We start from the raw sequence: 22,496 nt of genomic DNA, 5'->3' as shown, positions 1-22,496 counted from the left end.
GATATTCCTTCCCTCTTGCCACTGCCGCTACAGCCATGTTGTAAGGAGACCGTGATTTTGTCAGTGTGGCGGTTTTACGTTCCAGTGAAATTACGTTTCATCTGTCACTCCATCGCTCGCAGATTCATTTTCAGAGAGGGGGAAAATGGTCCTGGCACTCAGGGGCATAACCCAAAGTAATTAAGTTATGTGTGGCAGATGACATTGTTGATTGTCAGGCAGTCAGTGCCATTTCGATAACGCTGCGCGATATTTTAAGTGGGTTTAAAACATTACAACTGCTTACATAATACCGACTAAAAACAAAATGGGTAGTTGCAGAATTTAATTCTAAGTTTTAGTGTCTGACTTGATTAATATTCTATTGAAAAAACAAAATACAAATATATTAAATTGCCTTTACCTTGGTTTTCCATTTGTTTTGTTCGTTAAACTATTTATTAATACTCAACATTGCATTATTTGCAAGAATGACTGTTTGTTCTATCATGAAAATAGTTTGGTAAATTCAATGATAAAAATAAATTTATTCTTATCATTGAATTATCTTTCATCTCTTTAAATGTAATACCCGCTATCTGTTGGCCTGCTTTTAATTTTGCAAGGTCGGGATAACTGCGTGGTTACAATCAATTGGAATAACGCCATCATGGAAAATAACGAACTATCCACAGTCATTGAAAAAAGACTTGTTGCCAGATTTCTGGATATGTTCATCAAGCTTGGGCTGATCCTGGCGCTGGGCTCCTTCTGCTTTACTGTCATGTCCCCTTTCATGAATATGCTGCTGTGGGCGCTTATTTTGGCGGTCACACTGTATCCATTGCATCAGCGTTTTGCTGCCCGAATGGGTAAGAAGCAGGGCAGGGCGTCAACTGTCATGGTATTACTGGGGGTGCTATTGATCGTCGCGCCGACCGTTGCCATGCTCAGTTCTCTGGGTGATAGCGTAAGCAGACTTGTGGAAAATGTGGGCAACGATAGCCTGGTTATCTCACCTCCGTCTGAGAAGATCGCGTCTATTCCTCTTGTTGGTGAAAAAGTGCACGCCTTGTGGCTCAAGGCGTCGACAGATTTACCCAGCCTTATCAGCAGTTATCGCCCGCAGTTGGGAGATATTGCTAAGCAGGTTGTGGGTGTTCTGGCGAGCATGGGCGGCGGATTAATTGGCTTCGTCTTCTCCTTCATCGTTGCGGGCATCATGATGGCCTGGGGGGCACCCGGCGCGCGCAGCGCCGAGAGTATCGCCATCCGTATTACCGACACACAACGTGGCCTTGCGCTGACCAAACTGTGTACCAGCACCATTCGTGCCGTAGCGATGGGCGTTATCGGGGTTGCCTTCATTCAGGCGCTGCTGGCCGGTATTGTCATGGCGATTGCCGGTATTCCTGCGGTTGGCATCTTCTTCGTCCTGGCGTTGATTCTGGGGATTGCTCAGGTGCCCGTTATCCTGGTGACCGCACCTGCGATTGCCATCATGTGGATGTCTGGCGATCACGGTACGGTTCTCAATATTGTCTACACCGTTCTGCTGCTGGTTGCGGGTATGGCGGATAACGTGCTTAAACCCTTGTTGCTGGGACGTGGTGTTGATGCGCCTATGCCTGTGGTGCTGTTGGGGGCGCTGGGGGGTATGGCGGCCAATGGTATTCTCGGCATGTTCGTTGGGGCGACGTTGCTTTCCATCGGCTATCGCATCTTCATGGCCTGGGTTAACCAGGGGCCAGATGGTGTCGCGGCGAGTGGAAAAGATGTTCAATGACCGTCGCGTTGGGCGTCTCCTGTTGACAGGAGGCGCCTGCCTGCTGTTGAGCGCGTGTACCACCCTGGGGCCAGACTATAAATCGCCGCAAGTCCCGGAACTGGACCAGTGGCAGGCGAAGACCAAAAGTACGGCCGCCAACGCCTCCACACAAAATTATGACCAGTGGTGGACGCAACTCAATGACCCCACGCTAACCGCACTTATCAATGAAGCGCTGCGCAAAAACCCGGACGTTAAGATTGCCGGTCTGCGCTTACTTGAGTCACGCGCACAACTGGGCATTGCCGAAAGTCTGTTAGGGCCGCAGGCGACGGTGGGTACGGGTGAGGTGATAACGGGCGGCACGCGTCGTGATGGCCGTTACAATGACACCACCAGCTATAGCGCCGATTTTAATCTGGGTTGGGAGATCGATTTTTGGGGTAAGTTCCAGCGCGGCGTGGAATCTGCCGATGCGAGTTACTTCGCCACTCTCGCGCAGTATGACGATATTCAGGTGCTGATGGCTGCGCAAGTGGCGCAACTGTATGTGAATATCCGCACCTTAGAAGCGCGACTGCAAATTACCCGCAGCAACGCCGAAATTCAGCAACGCAGCCTGCAAATCACCGAGCGTCTGTTCCTCAGCGGCAACAGTGCTGAGCTTGACGTGCAGCAAGCGAAAACCCAATACCTCTCAACACTCTCCAGTATCCCGCAACTGGAAACCAGCCTGCGTCAGAGTCAAAACGCGCTCAGTGTGTTGCTTGCGCGCAAGCCAGGCCCGTTGCCTGAAATGGCGAGCAATACCGGCGTGCTTCCACAGGGCAATCTGGCATTGGTGTCTGAGTTACCAGCAGATCTGTTGCGCCGTCGACCTGATGTGCGGGTTGCGGAACGGCAACTGGCTGCCCAGTCGGCCCTTATCGGGGTGGCAGAAAGTGAGCTCTATCCTTCTATTTCACTGATTGGCAGTGTGGGAATCAGTGCGCGTAGTGGGACGAGCAGCACACTGTCCTGGGTGGCTGGCCCTACGTTTAGCTGGAATTTGCTCGATCAAGGGCGGCTTGGCAACCAGGTTCTGGTGCAGGATTCCCGCTTCTTGCAACTGCATGAACGCTATCGTGACGTCGTGTTTCAGGCCGCACGTGAAGTCGATGATGCCGCGATCGCCTACGCCAATGGCAAAGACGAGATTGAGCTCCTGACCCAAACAGGAGAAGCGGCTACTCGTTCACTGGAGATTGCGAATACGCAATACCGGGAAGGGATGGCCGATTTCCAGCGGGTACTGGATTCGCAACGCGCCTTGTTCAATCAACAGGAGCGCCTGGTGAACAGCCGTGGTGCCCTGATGCGCGACCTGGTAACGCTGTACAAAGCGCTGGGCGGCGGTTGGGAAAGCGGGCGGCAACGTCCGTTGGTTGATCCACAAACCGATGCGCATTTACGTCAGCGGGAGGACTGGATCCCTCTGTTAGACGCGTCTCTGCCAGCAGCAACTGATCTCAAAGAAGGTAAAAAGCAATGACCGAACCCTCATCCCCGGCGGGACAAGCGAGTCGTCGTGGCGTGATAAGTCTCCTCGCCGTGATCGTGGTGCTGCTGTGCTGGTATTTAGCGGCTGACCGACTCACACCCTATACCTCGCAGGCCAGAATTCAGGCGTTTGTTATTCCTATCTCTTCTGAGGTCGCCGGGCAAATTCAAAAAGTCTATGTGCGCGACAATCAGCAGGTGGCGCCAGGAGATCGGTTATTTGAACTTGATCCCGAGCCTTACGACATCGCCTTGTCACGCGCGCGTTCAGATTATGAAACGGTATTAAGTTCGGTCAAGGCAAACAATGAAGCCATTGCCGCTGCCAAAGCAGGCCTGCAGGCCGCGACCGCCGCTTACCAGAATGCCGCGAAAGACGCGGAACGCCAGGAGCGTTTGTACCGCGAAGATCCCGGCACTATTTCAGTCCGCCGTCTTGAAGTGGCGCAAGCCACGCGTGAAACCGCGCGTAGCCAGATGGCGGCTGCGGCGGCTGATGTACGGCGTGTAACCGAAATGGCGGGGGCGGAGGGCGACAATAATTCACAACTGCTCAGCGCGCGTTCGGCGGTTCGTAAAGCCGAACTTGACCGGAGAAATACCGTGATTGTGGCGACAAACCGTGGCCTGGTGACTGATTTGCGCACCGATGTGGGGCAGTTTCTTGGCGCGGGAGCACCGGTAATGACCCTGGTTGCCATCAACGATGTCTGGATCAGTGCGGACATGACAGAGAACAACCTCGGCAATGTGAATCCTGGCGATGAAGTCGCCATTCTGCTCGATAGCCAACCGGGACATATTTACAAAGGGCAGGTGCGCAGCATTGGCTATGGCGTCAGTGCAACGCAAAGCCAGCCGGCGGGGGTATTGCCGACTATCGACAATAACCGTGACTGGTTACGTCAGGCTCAGCGATTCCCGGTCAAGGTGGCGTTTTCTAAAGATGATTTTCCCCCGGTCGACAGTTTACGGGCGGGCGGACAAGCAGATGTGCTGGTGTACGCGAATGGCAGTGGCTTGATGAGCATTTTAGGTAGCGTCTACATACGGTTGATGAGCGTGTTCTCGTATATCTACTAAGGTGCTGCGCTATGCATAACGGAGATCGTGCGGTACTGAGGATCAGCTGCGGAACCGCGATTGCCGCGCTGGCCTGTTATAGCCTCGCGCTGCCGATGCCCCATCTGGGGTGCATCATGGCCTGGATTGTACTCTGTCAGGGCAAGCCGTTACCCCTCAAGAAAGGGGTAGTGGCGGGCCTTGGGCTGATGGCAACCATGATGGGTGGGGTATTGATAGTGCCTTTGTTAACGCACTATCCGTTGCCCGCACTCCTGCTGACCGCGTTGTTGCTTTACCTGTTGATGCTGATGTGGCTTGCAGGGAAGGGCACGCAGGCGATGTTGCTTACCACGGCGGTCACCATCATTCCCATCGCCGGGCTGATTGAGCAATCCCTTGCCGTCGGCATCGCCCAGATGATGGGACTTGGCATCATCATTGGCACGGTGGTTAACCGGATTGCTCTGGTCGTCTTTCCACCGCAGGCAACACCCGCCTCGGCGGGAAAAGCCTATGTTGCGCCGCAGTCCCCCCATCAACTGGCCCTACGTGCGATGCTTATTGTGCTGCCAGTCTGGCTGTTGGCGTTGAGTAATCCCGCTTTCTATATTCCGGCGGTGATGAAAACAGTGATGCTTGCACAACAAACCAACACGCTTGCGGCAAAACAGGTGGGGCGTGAGCTGGTGTTGTCGACCCTGATGGGCGCGCTGTTAGCCGTGGTGTTGTGGTTTGGCTTAAGTCTTTGGCCCTCGCTTTTGATGCTGGGGCTGTGGCTTGCGCTGGTCGGCCTTTGGGTGGCACGACGAATGGTACGCCTGGTGGCTAACCGGTTTACTCCCTCCTTTTGGAGCAACGCCTGGGTCACCTGCCTCATCTTGTTTGGCCCAGCCATTCAGGATAGTGCTGCCGGCAAAGATGTCTGGTTGGCGTCTGCGATGCGTTGCTCTTTGTATGTTGCCGTTGCCCTCTATGGTTGGGCATGTGTTGTGATTCTTGAACGCTGGCGCCCGAGTGGTCGGCCTGCGGTAGAAGCCACTCCAGGAGATTAATATGTTGCTGGTTTTAGTCACAGGGATGCCCGTCATCCTGCTGAATATGTTGTTACAGTCGTGGGTTTCGATTGGCTGTATTCGTTTTTACATCAAACGTTTTCACCATCGAGAAGGGATGATAGCCGGGGTGCTGGCGCTGTTTGGCATCATTACCATTGTGCTGATGGGCAATCTGCTGCAAATCATGCTATGGGGAATTTTATTCTTGTGGCTGGGGGAGTTTTCAACGCTCAAAGAGGCGGTTTACCATTCAGGCGTTAACTTTGCCACTCTCGGTTATGGCGATATCGTGATGAGTGCAAAGTGGAAGTTGTTTGGCGTACTCGAGGCCGTGAATGGGGCGATGATGATTGGCCTGTCTGGTGCCAGCATGCTGGCGGTCTTGCAGCATCATATTCGCAAACTGCTCGGGCAAACTAAATAGCGCACCCTCGTCGCGGAACAGGCACCGGTAGCGAGCATTCCCCTTTCTCTGAGGGATGCAGATAACATCAGCGTATCTGCATCCCCTATTTTTATTTCAACAACCACCAGACCGCTTCAAAAGGTCGCAGCGTCATGGGGCCTGGAAGGTGGGCGACCTCATCGTAGTTATGCAGCAAAACCTGCCAGTTTCCGCAAAGTTGCGCAGGTTGCCACTCCTGACATTCAGAGCTCAGATTGGCGATAACCAACAGTTGCTGCCCCTGCCATTCACGACGATAACACCACAAATGTGGGCTGTTCGGTAACAGATCCTGGTAATCGCCCCAGGTCAGAATCGGCTCTTTTTTGCGCAGTGCAATCAGCTGTTGGTAGGTATAAAAGACGGAGTCTTTATCCTCCAGCGCTGCCGCGACGTTAATCTCCGCAGCGTTGTCGCACAGGTTTATCCACGGCGTGCCGTGCGTGAAACCGGCATTTTCACTGCTATCCCACTGCATTGGCGTGCGGCTGTTGTCGCGCGATTTACTGGCGAGAATGGCCAGTAGTTCATCAGCATCCTGATGTTGGGCAAGCCGCTCGGCAAACATGTTGTGGCTTTCTACGTCACGGTAGTCGGTGATGCGGGTGAAATGCGGATTGGTCATCCCGATCTCTTCGCCCTGGTAAATGTAGGGCGTGCCCTGCATGCCGTGTAGCACCATAGCCAGCATTTTCGCGGCCGGAACCCGATATTCGTTTTCATCGCCAAATCGCGAGACGATGCGCGGCTGGTCATGATTACACCAGAACAGCGCATTCCAGGCGACGTTGTGCATCCCCTGTTGCCAGTGGCGGAACAGCGCTTTTAATGCCACAAAATCGGGTTTCGCCAGCGTCCATTTTTCACCGCCGGGGTAATCGACCTTCAAATGATGAAAATTAAAGGTCATCGACAGTTCGCTGCCCTCCAGCGCGGCATAGCGTTGGCAGTGTTCCAGGCTGGTGGAAGACATTTCGCCAACGGTCATTAATCCACGAGGGGTAAACACATCGCGATTCATCTCGTGCAAGAATTCATGCGCACGCGGGCCATCGGTATAAAAACGGCGGCCATCGCCGTCGGGATCGTGCGGGAAATCCTGATTTTTTGAAATCAGGTTCACCACGTCCAGGCGCAGGCCATCGACGCCGCGATCTGCCCAGAATTCGCAAACTTTTTTCAGTTCGGCGCGGACCGCAGGATTCTCCCAGTTCAGGTCGGCCTGCTCTGGTGCAAAGAGGTGCAGATAATATTGCTCACTGTCGGCGTGCCAGTCCCAGGCGTAACCGCCAAACTTTGAGCGCCAGTTGTTGGGCCGCTCATCCGGCGTTCCGTCGCGCCAAATATAGAACTGGCGATACGGACTCTCTTTATTGAGCGCCTCTCGAAACCAGGCGTGCTGCGTCGACGAATGGTTAAACACCATATCCAGAATAATGCGGATGCCGCGTGTTTTTGCCTGCGCGACCAGTTCATCGAAGTCATCCAGCGTACCGTAGGCGGGATCAATCGCCATATAGTCGGCCACGTCGTAGCCGTTATCAATCTGCGGAGAAACGTAAAACGGCGTCAGCCAGATGGCGTCTACCCCCAGTTTTTGCAGATAGTCGAGGCGCTGCATGACGCCGCGTAAATCGCCCGTGCCGCTTCCAGTAGTGTCCTGAAAACTCCGGGGATAGATCTGGTAAATAACGCCGTTTTGCCACCAGTGGGGAAGGGTGTTCATTATTTTTTCCTGGAACAAATGCACTGGGGCGCAACGGCGCCCCACAAAAAATTAGACGATTTGCAACGTGCCCTGACGGTACTTGCGCTGATAGACGACAGAGGTCAGCACCATCGGCATGACGATCGCGACCACCATCGCCATGCCAAACACCTGCCAGTAGCTCGGTTGAATGGAGAGGATTCCCGGCAAGCCGCCGACGCCGATACCGTTCGCCATGACGCCATTCAGGCCACACAGCAATCCGGCGAGACCGGAACCGATCATCGCGCACAGCATCGGGAAACGGTATTTCAGGTTAATGCCGTACATTGCCGGTTCGGTTACCCCAAGATAGGCGGAGATCGCGGCAGGAACGGAGATCTCACGTTCGTTGTGTTTACGGCTGGAAATAATGATGCCGACAACGGCGGACGCCTGAGCGATATTCGACAGCGCAATCAGCGGCCAGACGGGTGTACCGCCCATGCTCTGGATCATCTGCATGTCGATAGCCAGCGTGGTCTGATGGACGCCGGTGATCACCAGTGGGGCATAAAGGAAGCCGAACAGCGCCGCGCCAATCGGTGCGAAGCTGCCGGTCATCAGGTGACGTACTGCGAACGCAACGCCGTCGCCAATCATGCGGCCAAACGGACCGATCAACGCGTGCGCGAGGAAGACCGCCAGAATCAGCGAACACACAGGCACCACCACCAGATAGAGGTAGTCCGGCACGATGCGCTTCAGGCGCGTTTCAATCAATCCGAGCGCCAGGCCAGCCAGTAACGCCGGGATCACCTGCGCCTGATAGCCCACTTTCGCAATGCTGAACATGCCAAAGTCCCATACCTCCGGAACCTGTTGTCCCAGCAGATAAGCATTCATCAGTTGGGGAGAAACCAGCGTCACGCCGAGGACGATCCCGAGGATGGGCGTTCCGCCCATTTTCTTCACCGCAGACCAGCAGATCCCCACCGGCAGATAGAAGAAGATCGCTTCGCCGATAAGCCACAAGAAGTCGTAAAGGGTTTTCAGCGACGGATGCATCTGTGCCAGCGTCTGCCCGTTGCTCATCGGCAGATCGCCAATCACGTTACGGAAACCGAGGATCAGACCACCGCTGATTAATGCAGGCAGCAGCGGGAAGAAGATCTCGGCGAAGTGGGAGATCAGCTGCTCGTGCCATTTCATGTTCTGACGGGCGGCTTTTTTAGCCTGCTCTTTGTCGGCGCTGGCCTGTCCGGTGGTCGCCAGCAGGGCTTTGTAGTAGTCGCCGACGTCGGTGCCAATCACCACCTGGAATTGACCCGCATTGGTGAAACAGCCTTTAACCATCGGTAATTGTTCAATTTCTTTCGGTTTAGCATTTGCTGGCTGATTGAGGACAAAGCGCAGGCGGGTAATGCAGTGGCTTACCGTGGCGATGTTATCGCGCCCGCCCACCAGCGCTATCAGCTGGTCGATATCAGCTTGTTTAACTTTACTCATCATTTAGCCCCGTGGCAGATGAAGTGATGTTGTGTTGTAACCTGCCGCAAGAGTATATCTTCGTTACATTTTCTAAAATGGGAACGTTCCCGAAACGCAGCGAAGATCACAAATTACCGAGCAAAAAGTGCTCGTGTTGTCTTCAGGCGAGGGCGGAGGGGATCACGATCTGGCGGGGATCGCTGCGTCCGTTGATCTGCTCGATCAGCTGCAATGCCGCTTGTCGTCCCGCTTCGGCATAGCCTGGATCGACAGTGACGATCTCCGGGTGGAGAAATTTCATCAGCGGCGTATTGCCGACGCTGGCCAGTTGCAGCGCCTCAATGCGTTGTTCCTGCAAATATTTACTGGCGCCCAACGCCAGCGTATCCGTCGCGCACACCAGCGCGGTGGTGTCCGGGGTAATGACATCCACCGCGTGATCGTAGCCTTGCTTCATGGCAAGACCCGGTAGCGCTGCAACGGGATGCAGTTGATGTTTTTTACAGAAGGCCAGGTAGGCGTCGTGGCGACGTTTACCGGTGGTGATGTCGCTATGCGGAACCCCCAGAAAACTGATATGCCGGTGACCCTGATCGTACAGGCGCTGCATCAGGGTTTTGATGGCTCCGTCATCGTCATAACAGACGGAGGCAAACCCTTTGGCATCACGAGCCAACAGTACCAGCGAAGGCTGCCAGGGGTGGAGCGTCTCTTCATTAATACCGGTAAAACCAAACAGCACGACGCCATCAATGTTCCGCCGCCGGAGCATGCCCAGATGTTCTTCTACCAACGACGGTGAAAACTGGCTCTCCATCATAATGGGATCGTAGCCTTGTTCATAAAAGGCGGGGAGCATGGTTTGTACCGCGAGGTTTTCAGACAACGAGTCCAGACGCGTGACGATAATGGCGACCACTTTGTCGCTCTGACCACGCATGGCGCGCGCAGAACGAGAAGGGGAAAATCCGTGCTGATTCATCACTGCTTCGACACGTTCGCGGGTCCGTTCGCTGACGCCGCTTTCGTTGTTGAGCACGCGGGAAACGGTCGATTTCCCGACGCCGCTTAAGCGGGCGATGTCTTTAATGGTCAGCCGATTTTGCATCCTGTTTTCCCGTGGTACGTCTGGTCTTTGAAAAGGAATCACTTTACTCAAGTGAGCGGCAATGGGCAAAGTCTGGTTTACGTCTGGTTTAGTCACCTTCAGTTATCATACCGCCATAATAGACACAAACCTTATGGTTTTCTGCGCATTGCGCATCATTCACTTACCGGAGGCTGTATGGATCCCGATCCCACCCCTCTCTCGCGAGGGCGAAATATTCCTTTCCGGTAAGCCTGCTTTTCACTGTCTTACCGGTGACGTAAGACAGTGACGCTCTGACGTCCCTGTTAGCACATTACATTACCCTCAGGTAAGGCATTGCCGCGCCTGACGGATTTTCTGCGCCTGTGTTATTGGGCGCGGAGGGACTGCCCATGTTTAAAAATATCACCCGTTTACTTTTTGTCCGGCTGAGCCGTCATTTACCTTATCGTCTGGTGCATCGCGATCCGTTGCCCAACGCGCAGACCGTAGCCAGTGCGCCCGTTCCTCCTTCATTAAGCGATCGCTGTCTGAAGGTCGCCGTGATGGAAGAAGAGGCGCTCTGGCAGACGTTTGACGCGCACCCGGAAGGGCTGAACCATGCTGAGGTTGAGCGCGCCCGTGAAAAATATGGCGAGAACCAGCTTCCGGCTCAGCAGCCCGCGCCATGGTGGCGGCATTTATGGATCTGCTATCGCAACCCGTTCAATATTTTGCTCACCATTCTGGGCGGGATCTCCTATGCCACCGAAGATCTGTTCGCTGCTGGCGTAATTGCCCTGATGGTCGTCATTTCCACGCTGCTGAATTTTGTGCAGGAGGCGCGTTCGACGAAAGCGGCGGATGCGCTGAAGGCGATGGTCAGTAATACGGCGACGGTGCTGCGTGTGATAAGCGACACCGGAGAGAACGGCTGGGTTGAACTGCCCATCGACCAACTGGTGCCGGGCGATATCATCAAACTGGCGGCGGGCGATATGATCCCGGCCGACCTGCGCGTCTTTCAGGCGCGTGATCTGTTTGTCGCACAGGCCTCTCTGACGGGCGAGTCGCTGCCTGTCGAGAAAGTGGCGACGACGCGTGACACGCAGCAAAGCAATCCGCTTGAGTGCGACACGCTGTGTTTTATGGGCACCAATGTGGTGAGCGGCACGGCGCAGGCGATAGTCATGGCGACGGGTGCCAATACCTGGTTTGGTCAACTGGCGGGAAGCGTCACCGAACAGGAAAGCGAGCAGAACGCTTTTCAAAAAGGCATTAGTCGCGTCAGTATGCTGTTGATTCGCTTCATGTTGGTGATGGCGCCTGTGGTGCTGATCATTAACGGTTATACCAAAGGCGACTGGTGGGAGGCGGCGCTCTTTGCGCTGTCGGTGGCCGTTGGCTTAACGCCGGAAATGCTGCCGATGATTGTCACCTCCACCCTGGCGCGTGGCGCGGTGAAGCTTTCAAAACAGAAGGTGATTGTCAAACATCTCGACGCCATCCAGAACTTTGGTGCGATGGACATTCTCTGCACCGATAAAACCGGCACGCTGACGCAGGATAAAATTGCGCTGGAGAATCACACCGATATTTCAGGAAAACCCAGCGAACGCGTGTTGCATTGCGCCTGGTTGAACAGCCATTACCAGACCGGGCTGAAGAATTTACTCGATACCGCCGTGCTGGAAGGGGTCGATGAAGCGGCTGCGCGCCAGCTTTCCGGTCGCTGGCAGAAAATTGACGAAATCCCGTTTGATTTTGAACGCCGCCGGATGTCGGTGGTGGTGGCAGAAGAGGCCAGTGTGCATCAACTGGTGTGCAAAGGGGCGTTGCAGGAGATCCTCAGTGTCTGCACCCAGGTGCGGCACAACGGCGATATTGTGCCGCTGGATGACAATATGTTGCGGCGGGTTAAGCGTGTGACTGACACCCTGAACCGACAGGGACTGCGCGTGGTGGCGGTGGCGACAAAATACCTGCCCGCGCGGGAAGGGGACTATCAGCGTATTGATGAGTCTGATCTGATCCTTGAGGGCTATATCGCGTTTCTTGATCCCCCGAAAGAGAGCACTGCACCGGCGCTGAACGCGTTGAAAGCCAGCGGGATAGGCGTAAAAATCCTCACCGGAGACAGTGAGCTGGTGGCGGCAAAAGTCTGCCACGACGTCGGGCTGGATGTGGGAGAGGTGGTTGTTGGTAGCGACATCGAACGACTCAGCGATGATGAACTGGCGAATCTGGCGCTGCGCACCACGCTGTTTGCGCGCCTGACGCCGATGCACAAAGAGCGCATCGTCACGTTGCTGAAACGCGAAGGGCATGTGGTCGGGTTTATGGGCGACGGTATCAATGACGCGCCCGCATTGCGTGCTGCCGACATTGGTATTTCCGTTGACGGCGCGGTGGACATTGCCCGTGAAGCCGCTGATATCATTCTGCTGGAAAAAAGCCTGATGGTACTGGAAGAAGGGGTAATAGAGGGGCGGCGTACCTTCTCTAATATGCTGAAGTACATCAAGATGACCGCCAGCTCTAACTTCGGTAATGTCTTCAGCGTGCTGGTGGCGAGCGCCTTCCTGCCGTTCCTGCCCATGTTGCCGCTACACTTACTGATTCAAAACCTGCTGTACGATGTATCCCAAGTGGCGATCCCGTTTGATAACGTTGATGAGGAGCAGATCCAAAAGCCACAGCGCTGGAACCCCGCCGATCTTGGGCGCTTTATGCTGTTCTTTGGGCCGATCAGTTCGATCTTTGACATTCTGACGTTTTGCTTGATGTGGTGGGTCTTCCACGCCAATGTGCCGGAAGCGCAAACCTTGTTCCAGTCAGGCTGGTTTGTGGTGGGGCTGCTGTCGCAAACATTGATTGTGCATATGATCCGTACTCGCCGCGTGCCGTTTATCCAGAGCCGCGCCGCATGGCCATTAATGCTGATGACATTGCTGGTGATGGTCGCGGGGATTGCGTTGCCGTTCTCACCGCTGGCAAGTTATCTGCAATTGCAGGCGTTGCCGCTGAGCTATTTCCCATGGCTGGTGGCGATTCTGGTGGGGTATATGACGCTGACGCAGTGGGTGAAGGGGTTTTATAGTCGGCGTTACGGTTGGCAGTGATCTGTTTTGCCGGATTGTTAGCGCTATCCGGCAATCGTAATCCGGGCATTAGCGCCCGGATTTTATCGCTTAGCGACGAACGGCAATCGCTTCGATTTCAATTTTCACGTCTTTTGGCAGACGTGCCACTTCGACGCAAGAACGCGCAGGGAAGGTGGCATTGTGCTCAGTGAAGAACGCTTCGTACGTGGCGTTCACGGTGGCAAAGTCGTTCAGATCTTTGACGAACACGGTGGTTTTAACGATGTCGCCTACTTTCAGGCCTGCGGCTTCGACGATAGCTTTTACGTTATCCAGCGACTGACGCGCCTGAGCGGACACGTCTTCCGGTACGCTGCCGGTTTTTGGATCAACCGGGATCTGACCGGAAGTGATGATCATGCTGCCCAGGTCTACGCCCTGAACATAGGGGCCGATTGCTGCTGGTGCATTTTCCGTCGCGATAGTTTTGCTCATGATATCTCCTGAATTACAGCGGTAATTGAGGCTGCATCAATCCACTTGAGGGATGCAGCCTCATGTCCCGGTCATTATAGGGAGCCGGGAATCCATAACCAACCCCAATTAGTTGGCGAGCACCACATAATGAGAAAACTCTTTTTCACAGTATTTGCATTTGAGTGCAATGTCGTCTACGCGTTTTTTCACTGAAAAACTGGAAGAAACCGGTTCTGCATGGCTGATACAGTTGCTGTTCGGGCAGACCAGCACGCTTTCGATACGCTCCGGCAGGCTGGGGCGGGATTTGCCCACAACGTCGTAATCATCAATGCGATTCACGGTGGCTTGCGGGGCGTACAGGGAGAGTTGGTTTACCTGCTCATCGGTCAGAAACGTGTTCTCGATTTTGATAAGGTCTTTGCGGCCCATTTCGCCCGACGGCAGATTAAGACCGATGGTGATGCGCTGGTCTGTTTCGGTCAGCTTGAACAGGGTCAGTAGCTTAAAACCGACCTGAGCGGGAATGTGGTCAATCACGGTGCCGCGTTTGATTGCTTCAACCTGAAGTTTGTTATCGTGTGTCATCTCTTTTCCCCTTACAGTGCCAGATCGCGATTCAGAACCAGTGCCAGTAACGCCTGGCGAGCGAAAATGCCGTTTCCAGCTTGCTGGAAGTACCAGGCGTGCGGTGTTTTGTCGACGTCGGTGGTGATCTCATCAATACGCGGCAGCGGGTGCAGAACCTTCATGTTTTCACGCGCGCCGTTCAGGTCGCTGGCGCGCAGGACAAACTGCGCTTTGACGTTGGCGTATTCAGAAGGGTCCAGGCGCTCTTTCTGCACGCGGGTCATATACAGAATGTCCACCTCAGCCATCACCTCTTCGAAGTTGCCGTGCAGACTCCAGGCAATGCCTTTCTCATCAAGCATATCAAGAATGTACTGCGGCATGGCCAGCGCATCCGGGGCGATGAAGTAAAAGCGATTACCTTCGAACTTTGCCAGCGCCTGCGTCAGAGAGTGCACGGTACGGCCGTATTTCAGGTCGCCGACCATCGCGATGTTCAGGTTATCCAGACGGCCTTGTGTCTCCTGAATGGTGAACAAATCCAGCAGCGTTTGGGTCGGATGCTGGTTAGAGCCGTCACCCGCATTCAAGACTGGTACGGTGCCGGAAAACTCGGTGGCCAGACGCGCTGCGCCTTCCTGTGGGTGGCGCATGACGATAGCGTCAACATAGGTGCTGATGACGGAAATGGTGTCCGCCAGCGTCTCGCCCTTTTTACCCAGAGAGGTGTTGCTGCTGTCGGAGAATCCGACCACGCTGGCACCCAGGCGGTGCATTGAGGTTTCGAATGATAAGCGGGTACGGGTTGAAGCCTCAAAGAAACAGCTGGCGATTACTTTGTGTTTAAGCAGCTCCGGCTGCGGGTTGGTTTTTAATTTCGCCGCGGTCGCCAGGACCAGATTGAGGTCATCGCGACTAAGGTCGTTTATGGAAATGATGTGTTTTTGATATAGCGGGTTAGCCATGTTTATCTCCTGACGCCTGGGCAAAAAAAAAGCCCCTCAATTGAGGGGCTGGGAATAGGTGATCAACGGAAAGAAAAACGGCAGTCCGGCGTCTGTTTTCAGACGCGGTAAGACAGAATGTCGAACACACTGGACCATACTTCCTCCCGGCAAATTGTCCGCGATTATACTCAGCTCCGTTATGGGATCAAGCGATTAATGCACAAATTCCATAAGGAAAACGATTGAGGTGAGTGGAGTGGCGTTTTTACTGCATTTTTATTCGCTGCCAGAGCGACTGCCAAACGTGGCGAAAAACATGCGCTGTCGCAAAACATGATGAAATAGCGATGGTATGGCCGCTGTTTTTTTCGTATAACCTTTAAAATGAAACGATGTTTTAATTAAGGGGTGTAGGATGATCACAGGCAATATCCACAATCTGCAATCCTGGCTGCCGGAAGAGCTGCGCCAGGCTATTGAATATATCAAAGCAAACGTGACGGATGCGACCGAAAAGGGTAAGCATGATATCGACGGTAACCGCCTGTTCTATCTGATCTCAGAAGATATGACGGAACCGTTTGAGAAGCGCCGTGCCGAATTCCACGCCCGCTACCTCGATATTCAGATTGTCTTAAAAGGTCAGGAAGGGATGACATTCAGTACACAACCTGCGGGTGTGCCGGAGACGGACTGGCTGGCGGACAAAGACATTGCGTTTTTGCCTGAAGGCATTGAGGAAAAAACCGTCGTGCTGAGCGAAGGCGATTTCGTGGTGTTTTATCCAGGCGAAGTGCATAAGCCGCTGTGCGCGGTGGGCGCACCAGCGACAGTGCGTAAGGCTGTCGTGAAGATGCTGGTGCAGTAGAGGCATCTGAGTAAGCTTTTCCACTCACCCTCTCCCCATTGGGGATAGGGTGAGGATCCCAGACCATACCTTCCCCCGTTACATCCCGTTGCTTCCCATTTTGTGATCAAGTCTAAAAAACGCACAGACACCCCATTCCTCTGATTTACCTCTACGCACCGCCTGGATTACAGTGAAGTTAATTTAATGAACGCTGTTCTATAATATAGAACAAAGCCCTGATAAGGAGTTCCCATGCAACCAGCAGTGCAGTTCTCAGGCATTATTCCCCCGGTTTCGACGCTCTTTACGCCTGAAGGGCAATTCGACCCTCAACGCACCAGCGTACTGATTGACGACCTCATCACGGCGGGCGTGGATGGCCTTTTCTTCCTGGGTAGCGGGGGCGAATTCTCCCAGCTCTCGGTTGATGAACGTAAAGCCATCGCTGAGTTTGTTACGGAGCATGTGAATAAACGCGTGCCTGTGCTGATTGGTACCGGTGGCACCAACGCACGCGAGACCATCGCCCTGAGCCAGCATGCAGAACGTTGTGGCGCGGACGGCGTGGTGGTGATTAACCCGTATTACTGGAAAGTCTCGGAAGAGAATGTGATCCACTACTACCAGCAGGTGGCAGACAGCATTGCGCTGCCGATCATTCTCTATAACTTCCCGGCATTGACCGGGCAGGATCTCACTCCTGCCATCGTCAAGCGCCTGGTGGCGTCGCGCAACAATATCGTCGGCATTAAAGACACTATTGATTCTGTCGCCCATATCCGCAGCATGATCAACACCGTTAAGGCCGACTATCCCCACTTCTGCGTACTGTGCGGCTACGACGACCATCTCTTTAATACCTTATTGATGGGCGGCGATGGCGCGATTTCAGCCAGCGTGAATTTTGCGCCGCACTTGTCGGTAAACCTGCATCGCGCTTTCCTTGGCGGCGACCTCGGCACGGCGGCGAAAATTCATCAGAAGTTGGTGCAGGTACCGCAAATTTATCAACTCGATACACCGTTCGTGAATGTGATCAAAGAAGCGATGGTGCTGTGCGGGCGTGAGATGTCGACCTGGACGATGCCGCCTGCTGGCGTGCTGGATGACGGGCGTCGTGAGCAGCTAAAAGCGCTGCTTAAACGCCTTGAACTCTGCTGATCGGGAGCGCGCGAATCATGAGTATTAACGCTATTTTCACGCCGCAGGATGAACCGTTCTATGCGGTAAAAACGCACGCAGCGGGGCCACAGGGCGCGCTGCCGCTGACGCCGCAAATGCTGCTGGAGTCACCCAGTGGCAATCTTTTTGGCATGACACAAAACGCCGGGATGGGTTGGGATGCCAATAAACTCACCGGCAGAGAAGTGCTGTTGATTGGCACACAGGGCGGCATTCGCCACTCTGACGGTCGCCCTATCGCGCTGGGTTACCACACCGGGCATTGGGAGATTGGCCTGCAAATGTCAGCCGCGGCGAAAGAGATTACGCGTCTGAACGGTATCCCGTTTGCCGCGTTTGTCAGCGACCCGTGTGACGGGCGATCGCAGGGCACCCACGGTATGTTCGATTCACTGCCTTATCGCAATGATGCGGCAATTGTCTTTCGTCGCCTGATTCGCTCATTACCGACGCGACGGGCGGTGATCGGCGTCGCCACCTGCGATAAAGGGCTGCCAGCAACCATGATTGCGCTGGCATCAATGCACGATCTGCCGGTGATCCTTGTACCGGGCGGAGCGACGCTGCCGCCAACCTTTGGCGAAGATGCCGGGAAAATTCAGACCATCGGCGCGCGCTACGCGAATGATGAAATCAGCCTGAAAGAGGCCTCCGAGCTGGGTTGTCGCGCCTGCGCATCGCCCGGCGGCGGCTGTCAGTTTCTGGGTACGGCGGGGACGTCTCAGGTGGTCGCGGAGGCATTAGGGCTGGCGCTGCCGCACTCGGCGTTGGCACCATCGGGCCAGGATGTCTGGCTGGAGATCGCCCGCCAGTCGGCACGTGCTGTGATGGCGCTCGATGAAAAAGGCATTACTGCGCGCGACATTCTGACCGACAAAGCGATCGAGAATGCGATGGTGGTGCATGCGGCCTTTGGCGGCTCGACCAACCTGTTGTTGCATATCCCGGCCATCGCTCATGCAGCGAAATGTCGCCTGCCGGATGTAGCGCAGTGGAGTACCATCAATCGCAAGGTGCCACGGTTGGTGAGTGTGCTGCCCAACGGGCCGGATTATCACCCGACGGTGCGGGCGTTCCTTGCGGGGGGCGTACCGGAGGTGATGCTGCATTTGCGCCGACTGGGGCTGCTGCATGAAGATGTGATGACGGTGACTGGGCAGACGCTTGGTGAAAACCTTGACTGGTGGGAACACTCGGAGCGGCGCGAAAGATTCCGCCACTGCCTGCGCGAGCAGGACGGTGTTGAACCGGATGAGGTGATTCTGTCGCCGGAAGGGGCGAAGGCCAAAGGGATGACCTCAACGGTTGCATTCCCGGTAGGCAACATCGCGCCGGAGGGTTCGGTTATTAAAGCGACGGCAATTGATCCTTCTGTCGTGGATGACGACGGTATTTATCGCCACACGGGTGAGGCGCGGGTCTTTGTCTCGGAAGAGGCGGCGATCAAAGCCATCAAGCAGGGGCAGATACGCCAGGGCGATATTATGGTGATTATCGGCGGCGGCCCTTCCGGTACAGGAATGGAGGAGACCTACCAGCTGACTTCGGCACTGAAACATATCTCTTGGGGGAAAACTGTTTCGCTGATTACCGATGCACGCTTCTCGGGTGTGTCGACCGGGGCGTGTCTGGGGCATGTTGCGCCGGAAGCGCTGGCGGGTGGGCCGATCGGTAAATTGCGCGATGGTGATCACATTGAGATCGTGGTTGATCGCTTGTCGCTAAAAGGCAGTGTGAACTTCATTGGTAGCGCGGAGGCACAATTGACGCCGGAGGAAGGTGAAGCGGTGCTGGCAGCACGCGAGCTGCATCCAGGTCTGAAGGCTCACGACTACCTGCCTGATGACACGCGCCTGTGGGCCGCGCTGCAGGCGGTCAGCGGCGGTACCTGGAAAGGATGCATCTACGATACGGATAAAATTATTGAGGTTATTAATGCCGGGAAAAAAGCACTTGGTATTTAAATAATATTAATTTTTTTAATTAACCACCGGGTAAATATATCCGGTGGTTAATCACGTCTGATATAAAATTAATATCTCACAAATTCTTTTTGTTGAATAAAGTGAACCGTTATCACAGAAGTTAAAATACATAATCACTAAATCAAAAATGATAATTGCTGATACTAAAAATAAATTTCTACAATGGCACTCTGCAAGAATCATCTAATAAACATACGAATAAAGGGTGTATTCCTTACAAAGTGCGCGTTATGCATTTTATTTTGTAGGTCCCGACCATTCGGAATGTATTCCTCTCTTATGACCTGGAGGTAGACATGCATTTAACCATGAAAGATAAAATCGGTTACGGACTGGGAGACACTGCTTGTGGTTTTGTCTGGCAAGCCACGATGTTTTTACTGGCCTATTTTTATACCGATGTTTTTGGACTTTCTGCGGGCGTTATGGGAACACTGTTCCTGGTGTCCCGAGTACTGGATGCCGTGACCGATCCCTTGATGGGCCTGGTGGTGGATCGTACCCGCACGCGTTACGGGCAGTTCCGTCCTTACCTGTTATGGGGGGCGATCCCATTTGGTATTGTTTGTGTATTAACGTTCTATACGCCCGATTTTTCCGCCAACGGGAAAATTATCTACGCGAGCGTCACCTATATTTTGCTGACCCTGGTTTATACCTTCGTGAATGTGCCTTATTGCGCGATGCCGGGGGTGATTACCGCAGACCCTAAAGAACGTCATGCATTGCAGTCGTGGCGTTTTTTCCTTGCGGCGGCGGGTTCATTAGCCATTAGCGGCATAGCGCTTCCATTGGTGAATATCATTGGCAAAGGAAATGAACAGGCGGGTTATTTTGGCGCGATGTGCGTGCTTGGTGTTTGTGGTGTCGTGCTGCTGTTTATCTGTTTCTCGCTGACGAAAGAGCGTTACACTTTTGATATTCAACCAAGCGCTTCAGTTAAGAAAGACCTTAAGTTATTAATGGGTAATAGCCAGTGGCGAATTATGTGCGCCTTTAAGATGATGGCAACGGGCTCAAACGTAGTACGCGGTGGGGCGACGCTCTATTTCGTGAAATACGTCATGGATCACCCGGAGCTGGCGACGCAATTTCTGCTCTATGGCAGCCTCGCAACCATGTTCGGCTCGCTCTGTTCCTCACGCCTGTTGGGGCGTTTTGATCGTGTTACCTCGTTTAAGTGGATCATCGTGATCTACTCGCTGATTAGCCTGAGTATTTTCCTTGTCCCGGCCAACAATATCGCCCTTATCTTTGCGCTTAATATCCTGTTCCTGTTTGTCTTTAATACCACCACGCCGCTGCAATGGTTGATGGCGTCTGATGTGGTGGACTACGAAGAGAGCCGCAGCGGGCGTCGTCTTGATGGCCTGGTCTTCTCGACCTATCTCTTCAGCCTGAAAATCGGACTGGCGATTGGTGGGGCACTGGTGGGGTGGCTCCTCGCATTCTCCAGCTACTCTGCGGGAAGCGCGGTACAGTCGGATAACGTGCTGACCATGATAAAAGTCCTGTTCTGCATAGTGCCGGTTGTGCTCTATGTCGGCATGTTTACGCTGCTGTCGTTCTACAAACTGACCAGCCAGCGCGTCGAAGAGATTAGCCAGCAACTGCAACGCCAGCGCACCGCGCAGCCTGAAACGCAACCCGCTGATGCCGCCGCTGCGGTGAACTGAGGAGAGAATAATGTATCAGATTGAAAACCCTATCCTGACCGGTTTTAACCCAGACCCCTCCCTGTGCCGCGTGGGGGAGGATTACTACATCGCCACCTCCACCTTCGAGTGGTTCCCCGGCGTGCGTATTTATCACTCCCGCGATCTGAAAAACTGGTCGCTGGTCAGTACGCCGCTGGACAGCGTTACTCTGCTGGATATGAAAGGTAACCCGGATTCCGGTGGTATCTGGGCTCCTTGCCTGAGCTATGCCGACGGGCGCTTCTGGCTGCTGTACACCGATGTCAAAATTGTTGATTCGCCTTGGAAAAATGGCCGCAACTTTCTGGTGACTGCGCCATCAATTGAAGGGCCGTGGAGTGCACCCGTGCCGATGGGTAACGGGGGCTTTGACCCTTCACTGTTCCATGATACGGATGGCCGCAAATATTATATTTATCGCCCTTGGGGGCCGCGCCACCACAGTAACCCGCATAACACCATCGTGATGCAGGAATTCTTCGCCGATACGCAAACTCTCTCGCCGCTGCGTAAAACCCTGTTTACTGGCACGCCGTTGGGTTACACCGAAGGGGCGCATATTTATCGCCGCGAGGGCTATTACTATCTGCTGGTGGCGGAGGGGGGAACCAGCTACGAACATGCTGTGGTGGTGTTGCGCTCAACAAATATTGATGGGCCGTATGAGCTGCACCCGGACGTGACCATGATGACTAGCTGGCATCTGCCGGAAAATCCGCTGCAAAAGAGCGGCCACGGTTCGCTGCTGGAGACGCACACCGGCGAGTGGTATATGGCTTACCTGACAAGTCGCCCGCTGCATTTGCCGGGTATCCCGCGTCTGGCGGCCGGGGGGCGAGGATACTGCCCATTAGGACGCGAGACAGGCATTACGCGTATTGAGTGGCGCGATAGCTGGCCGTATGTCGAAGGTGGAAAACATGCCGCGTTGTCGGTGCCGGGGCCGCGTATGAGGGAGCAATCTGCCGTTAGTGCGGGAGTGTGGCATGCGAATTTCGACAGCGCGCGTCTCGACCCGGAACTGCAAACTCTGCGTATTCCCTTTGATGAACAGCTTGGGTCGCTAACTGCCCGACCCGGCTTTTTGCGTCTGTTTGGTAATGACTCGTTGAATTCCACCTTTACCCAATCGACTGTCGCCCGCCGCTGGCAGCATTTCCGCTTCCGTGCTGAGACGCAGATGGCCTTCTCACCTCGCCACTTTCAGCAGAGCGCCGGGTTAACCTGTTATTACAACAGCAAAAACTGGACGTACTGTTTTATGGATTGGGAAGAGGAGCGCGGACGAACGCTGAAAATTATTCAGCTCGACCATAACGTAGCGCACTGGCATCTTTACGATAACCCCATTTTGGTACCGGAAGCGGCGGAGAATGTTTGGCTGCGCGTGGATGTTGATACGCTTGAATATCGCTACAGTTATTCATTCGATGGGCAACACTGGCAGACGATCCCGCTCACGTTTGAAGCCTGGAAACTCTCTGATGACTATATCGGTGGAAGAGGTTTCTTTACCGGCGCGTTTGTTGGCCTGCACTGTGAAGATATCAGCGGCGACGGTTGCTACGCTGATTTTGCTTCGTTCTCGTATCAGCCTGAAGCATAAC

At 54.2% G+C, this 22,496-nt stretch carries 19 protein-coding genes and 1 pseudogene; 13 read left to right on the top strand and 7 right to left on the bottom strand.

The annotated features are described in order from the left end of the window. The first annotated feature begins 649 nt into the window (after positions 1-649). From AC07NP_RS17380 to AC07NP_RS17360, 5 genes are read left to right on the top strand one after another with little or no spacing between them, the layout of a single operon-like run. Positions 650-1,765 carry an AI-2E family transporter gene (locus AC07NP_RS17380; protein WP_494661246.1) on the top strand — a complete coding sequence of 372 codons (1,116 nt, stop codon included), beginning with the start codon at positions 650-652 and terminating at the stop codon, positions 1,763-1,765. Then, complete coding sequence (locus AC07NP_RS17375) at positions 1,755-3,278, top strand: efflux transporter outer membrane subunit (protein ID WP_494661245.1); 1,524 nt, start codon at positions 1,755-1,757, stop codon at positions 3,276-3,278. Before AC07NP_RS17380 ends, AC07NP_RS17375 begins: the two co-directional genes overlap by 11 nt. Next, positions 3,275-4,369, top strand: coding sequence for an HlyD family secretion protein (locus AC07NP_RS17370; protein WP_494661212.1), 1,095 nt, complete (start codon positions 3,275-3,277; stop codon positions 4,367-4,369). The genes AC07NP_RS17375 and AC07NP_RS17370 overlap by 4 nt, the downstream gene beginning before the upstream one ends. 11 nt (positions 4,370-4,380) lie before the next feature. Beyond that, positions 4,381-5,403 (top strand): DUF2955 domain-containing protein, encoded by a 1,023-nt coding sequence (locus AC07NP_RS17365; protein WP_494661211.1) that lies wholly within the window; start codon positions 4,381-4,383, stop codon positions 5,401-5,403. A 1-nt stretch (position 5,404) separates the two neighbouring features. Next, positions 5,405-5,830: an ion channel gene (locus tag AC07NP_RS17360; protein WP_494661210.1), complete on the top strand. Its 426-nt coding sequence runs from the start codon at positions 5,405-5,407 to the stop codon at positions 5,828-5,830. Positions 5,831-5,921: 91 nt separating this feature from the next. On the opposite strand, the gene treC is transcribed toward AC07NP_RS17360, so the two are convergent. The 3 genes from treC to treR form a co-directional block, all read right to left on the bottom strand. Beyond that, positions 5,922-7,577, bottom strand: coding sequence for an alpha,alpha-phosphotrehalase (gene treC / locus AC07NP_RS17355; RefSeq protein WP_494661209.1), 1,656 nt, complete (start codon positions 7,575-7,577; stop codon positions 5,922-5,924). A gap of 51 nt (positions 7,578-7,628) precedes the next feature. Beyond that, a complete protein-coding gene (gene treB / locus AC07NP_RS17350) occupies positions 7,629-9,047 on the bottom strand; it encodes a PTS trehalose transporter subunit IIBC (RefSeq protein WP_494661244.1) in 1,419 nt (472 codons plus the stop codon). Positions 9,048-9,189: 142 nt separating this feature from the next. After that, positions 9,190-10,137, bottom strand: coding sequence for a trehalose operon repressor TreR (gene treR, locus AC07NP_RS17345; RefSeq protein WP_494661208.1), 948 nt, complete (start codon positions 10,135-10,137; stop codon positions 9,190-9,192). Between the two features lie 177 nt (positions 10,138-10,314). On the opposite strand from treR, the gene mgtL reads away from it, so the two are divergent. Together mgtL and mgtA are read left to right on the top strand one after the other, a co-directional pair. After that, entirely contained in the window at positions 10,315-10,368 is a 54-nt protein-coding gene (gene mgtL, locus AC07NP_RS17340) for a mgtA regulatory leader peptide MgtL (protein ID WP_494661243.1), read from the top strand. Between the two features lie 143 nt (positions 10,369-10,511). Next, positions 10,512-13,220 carry a magnesium-translocating P-type ATPase gene (gene mgtA / locus AC07NP_RS17335; RefSeq protein ID WP_494661207.1) on the top strand — a complete coding sequence of 903 codons (2,709 nt, stop codon included), beginning with the start codon at positions 10,512-10,514 and terminating at the stop codon, positions 13,218-13,220. Between the two features lie 69 nt (positions 13,221-13,289). On the opposite strand, the gene ridA is transcribed toward mgtA, so the two are convergent. The 4 genes from ridA to pyrL all read right to left on the bottom strand — a co-directional run bounded on the left by ridA (position 13,290) and on the right by pyrL (position 15,331). After that, a complete protein-coding gene (ridA, locus tag AC07NP_RS17330; protein ID WP_000047540.1) occupies positions 13,290-13,676 on the bottom strand; it encodes a 2-iminobutanoate/2-iminopropanoate deaminase in 387 nt (128 codons plus the stop codon). 108 nt (positions 13,677-13,784) lie between these two features. Further along, positions 13,785-14,246, bottom strand: a complete 462-nt coding sequence (gene pyrI / locus AC07NP_RS17325; RefSeq protein ID WP_192610888.1) for an aspartate carbamoyltransferase regulatory subunit — start codon at positions 14,244-14,246, stop codon at positions 13,785-13,787. Between the two features lie 11 nt (positions 14,247-14,257). After that, the gene (pyrB, locus tag AC07NP_RS17320) at positions 14,258-15,193 is read right to left on the bottom strand and encodes an aspartate carbamoyltransferase (protein WP_192610889.1); all 936 of its coding nucleotides are present in this window, start codon (positions 15,191-15,193) and stop codon (positions 14,258-14,260) included. A gap of 36 nt (positions 15,194-15,229) precedes the next feature. After that, positions 15,230-15,331, bottom strand: a complete 102-nt coding sequence (gene pyrL, locus AC07NP_RS17315) for a pyr operon leader peptide (RefSeq protein WP_192610890.1) — start codon at positions 15,329-15,331, stop codon at positions 15,230-15,232. Here pyrL and AC07NP_RS17310 point away from each other — a divergent pair. The 6 genes and pseudogenes from AC07NP_RS17310 to AC07NP_RS17285 all read left to right on the top strand — a co-directional run. Next, positions 15,311-15,397 (top strand): annotated as a pseudogene (locus tag AC07NP_RS17310) (hypothetical protein); the annotation flags it as partial. The gene pyrL and the pseudogene AC07NP_RS17310 sit on opposite strands and share 21 nt — an antisense overlap. Before the next feature lie 193 nt (positions 15,398-15,590). Further along, entirely contained in the window at positions 15,591-16,043 is a 453-nt protein-coding gene (locus tag AC07NP_RS17305; RefSeq protein ID WP_494661206.1) for a YhcH/YjgK/YiaL family protein, read from the top strand. A gap of 234 nt (positions 16,044-16,277) precedes the next feature. Then, positions 16,278-17,186: a dihydrodipicolinate synthase family protein gene (locus AC07NP_RS17300; protein WP_494661205.1), complete on the top strand. Its 909-nt coding sequence runs from the start codon at positions 16,278-16,280 to the stop codon at positions 17,184-17,186. A 17-nt stretch (positions 17,187-17,203) separates the two neighbouring features. Continuing rightward, positions 17,204-19,171, top strand: coding sequence for a YjhG/YagF family D-xylonate dehydratase (locus AC07NP_RS17295; RefSeq protein WP_494661204.1), 1,968 nt, complete (start codon positions 17,204-17,206; stop codon positions 19,169-19,171). 317 nt (positions 19,172-19,488) lie between these two features. Beyond that, the gene (locus tag AC07NP_RS17290; protein ID WP_203359126.1) at positions 19,489-20,868 is read left to right on the top strand and encodes a glycoside-pentoside-hexuronide (GPH):cation symporter; all 1,380 of its coding nucleotides are present in this window, start codon (positions 19,489-19,491) and stop codon (positions 20,866-20,868) included. 10 nt (positions 20,869-20,878) lie between these two features. After that, positions 20,879-22,495 (top strand): glycoside hydrolase family 43 protein, encoded by a 1,617-nt coding sequence (locus AC07NP_RS17285; protein WP_494661203.1) that lies wholly within the window; start codon positions 20,879-20,881, stop codon positions 22,493-22,495. The last annotated feature ends 1 nt before the right edge of the window (position 22,496 follow it).

This window comes from Citrobacter sp. GW821-FHT07H02, assembly GCF_059418505.1.
The sequence above is the reverse complement of the archived record's forward strand: the minus strand, read 5'-3'. Positions and strand labels throughout refer to the sequence as shown.

What these genes read in the sequence shown, in the direction of transcription:
- AC07NP_RS17305 (WP_494661206.1), top strand. Translation starts at nt 15,591, where the DNA reads ATGATCACAGGCAATATCCACAATCTGCAATCCTGGCTGCCGGAAGAG.
- AC07NP_RS17360 (WP_494661210.1), top strand. Translation starts at nt 5,405, where the DNA reads ATGTTGCTGGTTTTAGTCACAGGGATGCCCGTCATCCTGCTGAATATG.
- AC07NP_RS17370 (WP_494661212.1), top strand. Translation starts at nt 3,275, where the DNA reads ATGACCGAACCCTCATCCCCGGCGGGACAAGCGAGTCGTCGTGGCGTG.
- pyrI (WP_192610888.1), bottom strand. Translation starts at nt 14,246, where the DNA reads ATGACACACGATAACAAACTTCAGGTTGAAGCAATCAAACGCGGCACC.
- treB (WP_494661244.1), bottom strand. Translation starts at nt 9,047, where the DNA reads ATGAGTAAAGTTAAACAAGCTGATATCGACCAGCTGATAGCGCTGGTG.
- AC07NP_RS17365 (WP_494661211.1), top strand. Translation starts at nt 4,381, where the DNA reads ATGCATAACGGAGATCGTGCGGTACTGAGGATCAGCTGCGGAACCGCG.
- AC07NP_RS17295 (WP_494661204.1), top strand. Translation starts at nt 17,204, where the DNA reads ATGAGTATTAACGCTATTTTCACGCCGCAGGATGAACCGTTCTATGCG.
- treR (WP_494661208.1), bottom strand. Translation starts at nt 10,137, where the DNA reads ATGCAAAATCGGCTGACCATTAAAGACATCGCCCGCTTAAGCGGCGTC.
- ridA (WP_000047540.1), bottom strand. Translation starts at nt 13,676, where the DNA reads ATGAGCAAAACTATCGCGACGGAAAATGCACCAGCAGCAATCGGCCCC.
- pyrL (WP_192610890.1), bottom strand. Translation starts at nt 15,331, where the DNA reads ATGGTCCAGTGTGTTCGACATTCTGTCTTACCGCGTCTGAAAACAGAC.
- AC07NP_RS17290 (WP_203359126.1), top strand. Translation starts at nt 19,489, where the DNA reads ATGCATTTAACCATGAAAGATAAAATCGGTTACGGACTGGGAGACACT.
- pyrB (WP_192610889.1), bottom strand. Translation starts at nt 15,193, where the DNA reads ATGGCTAACCCGCTATATCAAAAACACATCATTTCCATAAACGACCTT.
- AC07NP_RS17300 (WP_494661205.1), top strand. Translation starts at nt 16,278, where the DNA reads ATGCAACCAGCAGTGCAGTTCTCAGGCATTATTCCCCCGGTTTCGACG.
- AC07NP_RS17380 (WP_494661246.1), top strand. Translation starts at nt 650, where the DNA reads ATGGAAAATAACGAACTATCCACAGTCATTGAAAAAAGACTTGTTGCC.
- AC07NP_RS17375 (WP_494661245.1), top strand. Translation starts at nt 1,755, where the DNA reads ATGTTCAATGACCGTCGCGTTGGGCGTCTCCTGTTGACAGGAGGCGCC.
- mgtA (WP_494661207.1), top strand. Translation starts at nt 10,512, where the DNA reads ATGTTTAAAAATATCACCCGTTTACTTTTTGTCCGGCTGAGCCGTCAT.
- AC07NP_RS17285 (WP_494661203.1), top strand. Translation starts at nt 20,879, where the DNA reads ATGTATCAGATTGAAAACCCTATCCTGACCGGTTTTAACCCAGACCCC.
- treC (WP_494661209.1), bottom strand. Translation starts at nt 7,577, where the DNA reads ATGAACACCCTTCCCCACTGGTGGCAAAACGGCGTTATTTACCAGATC.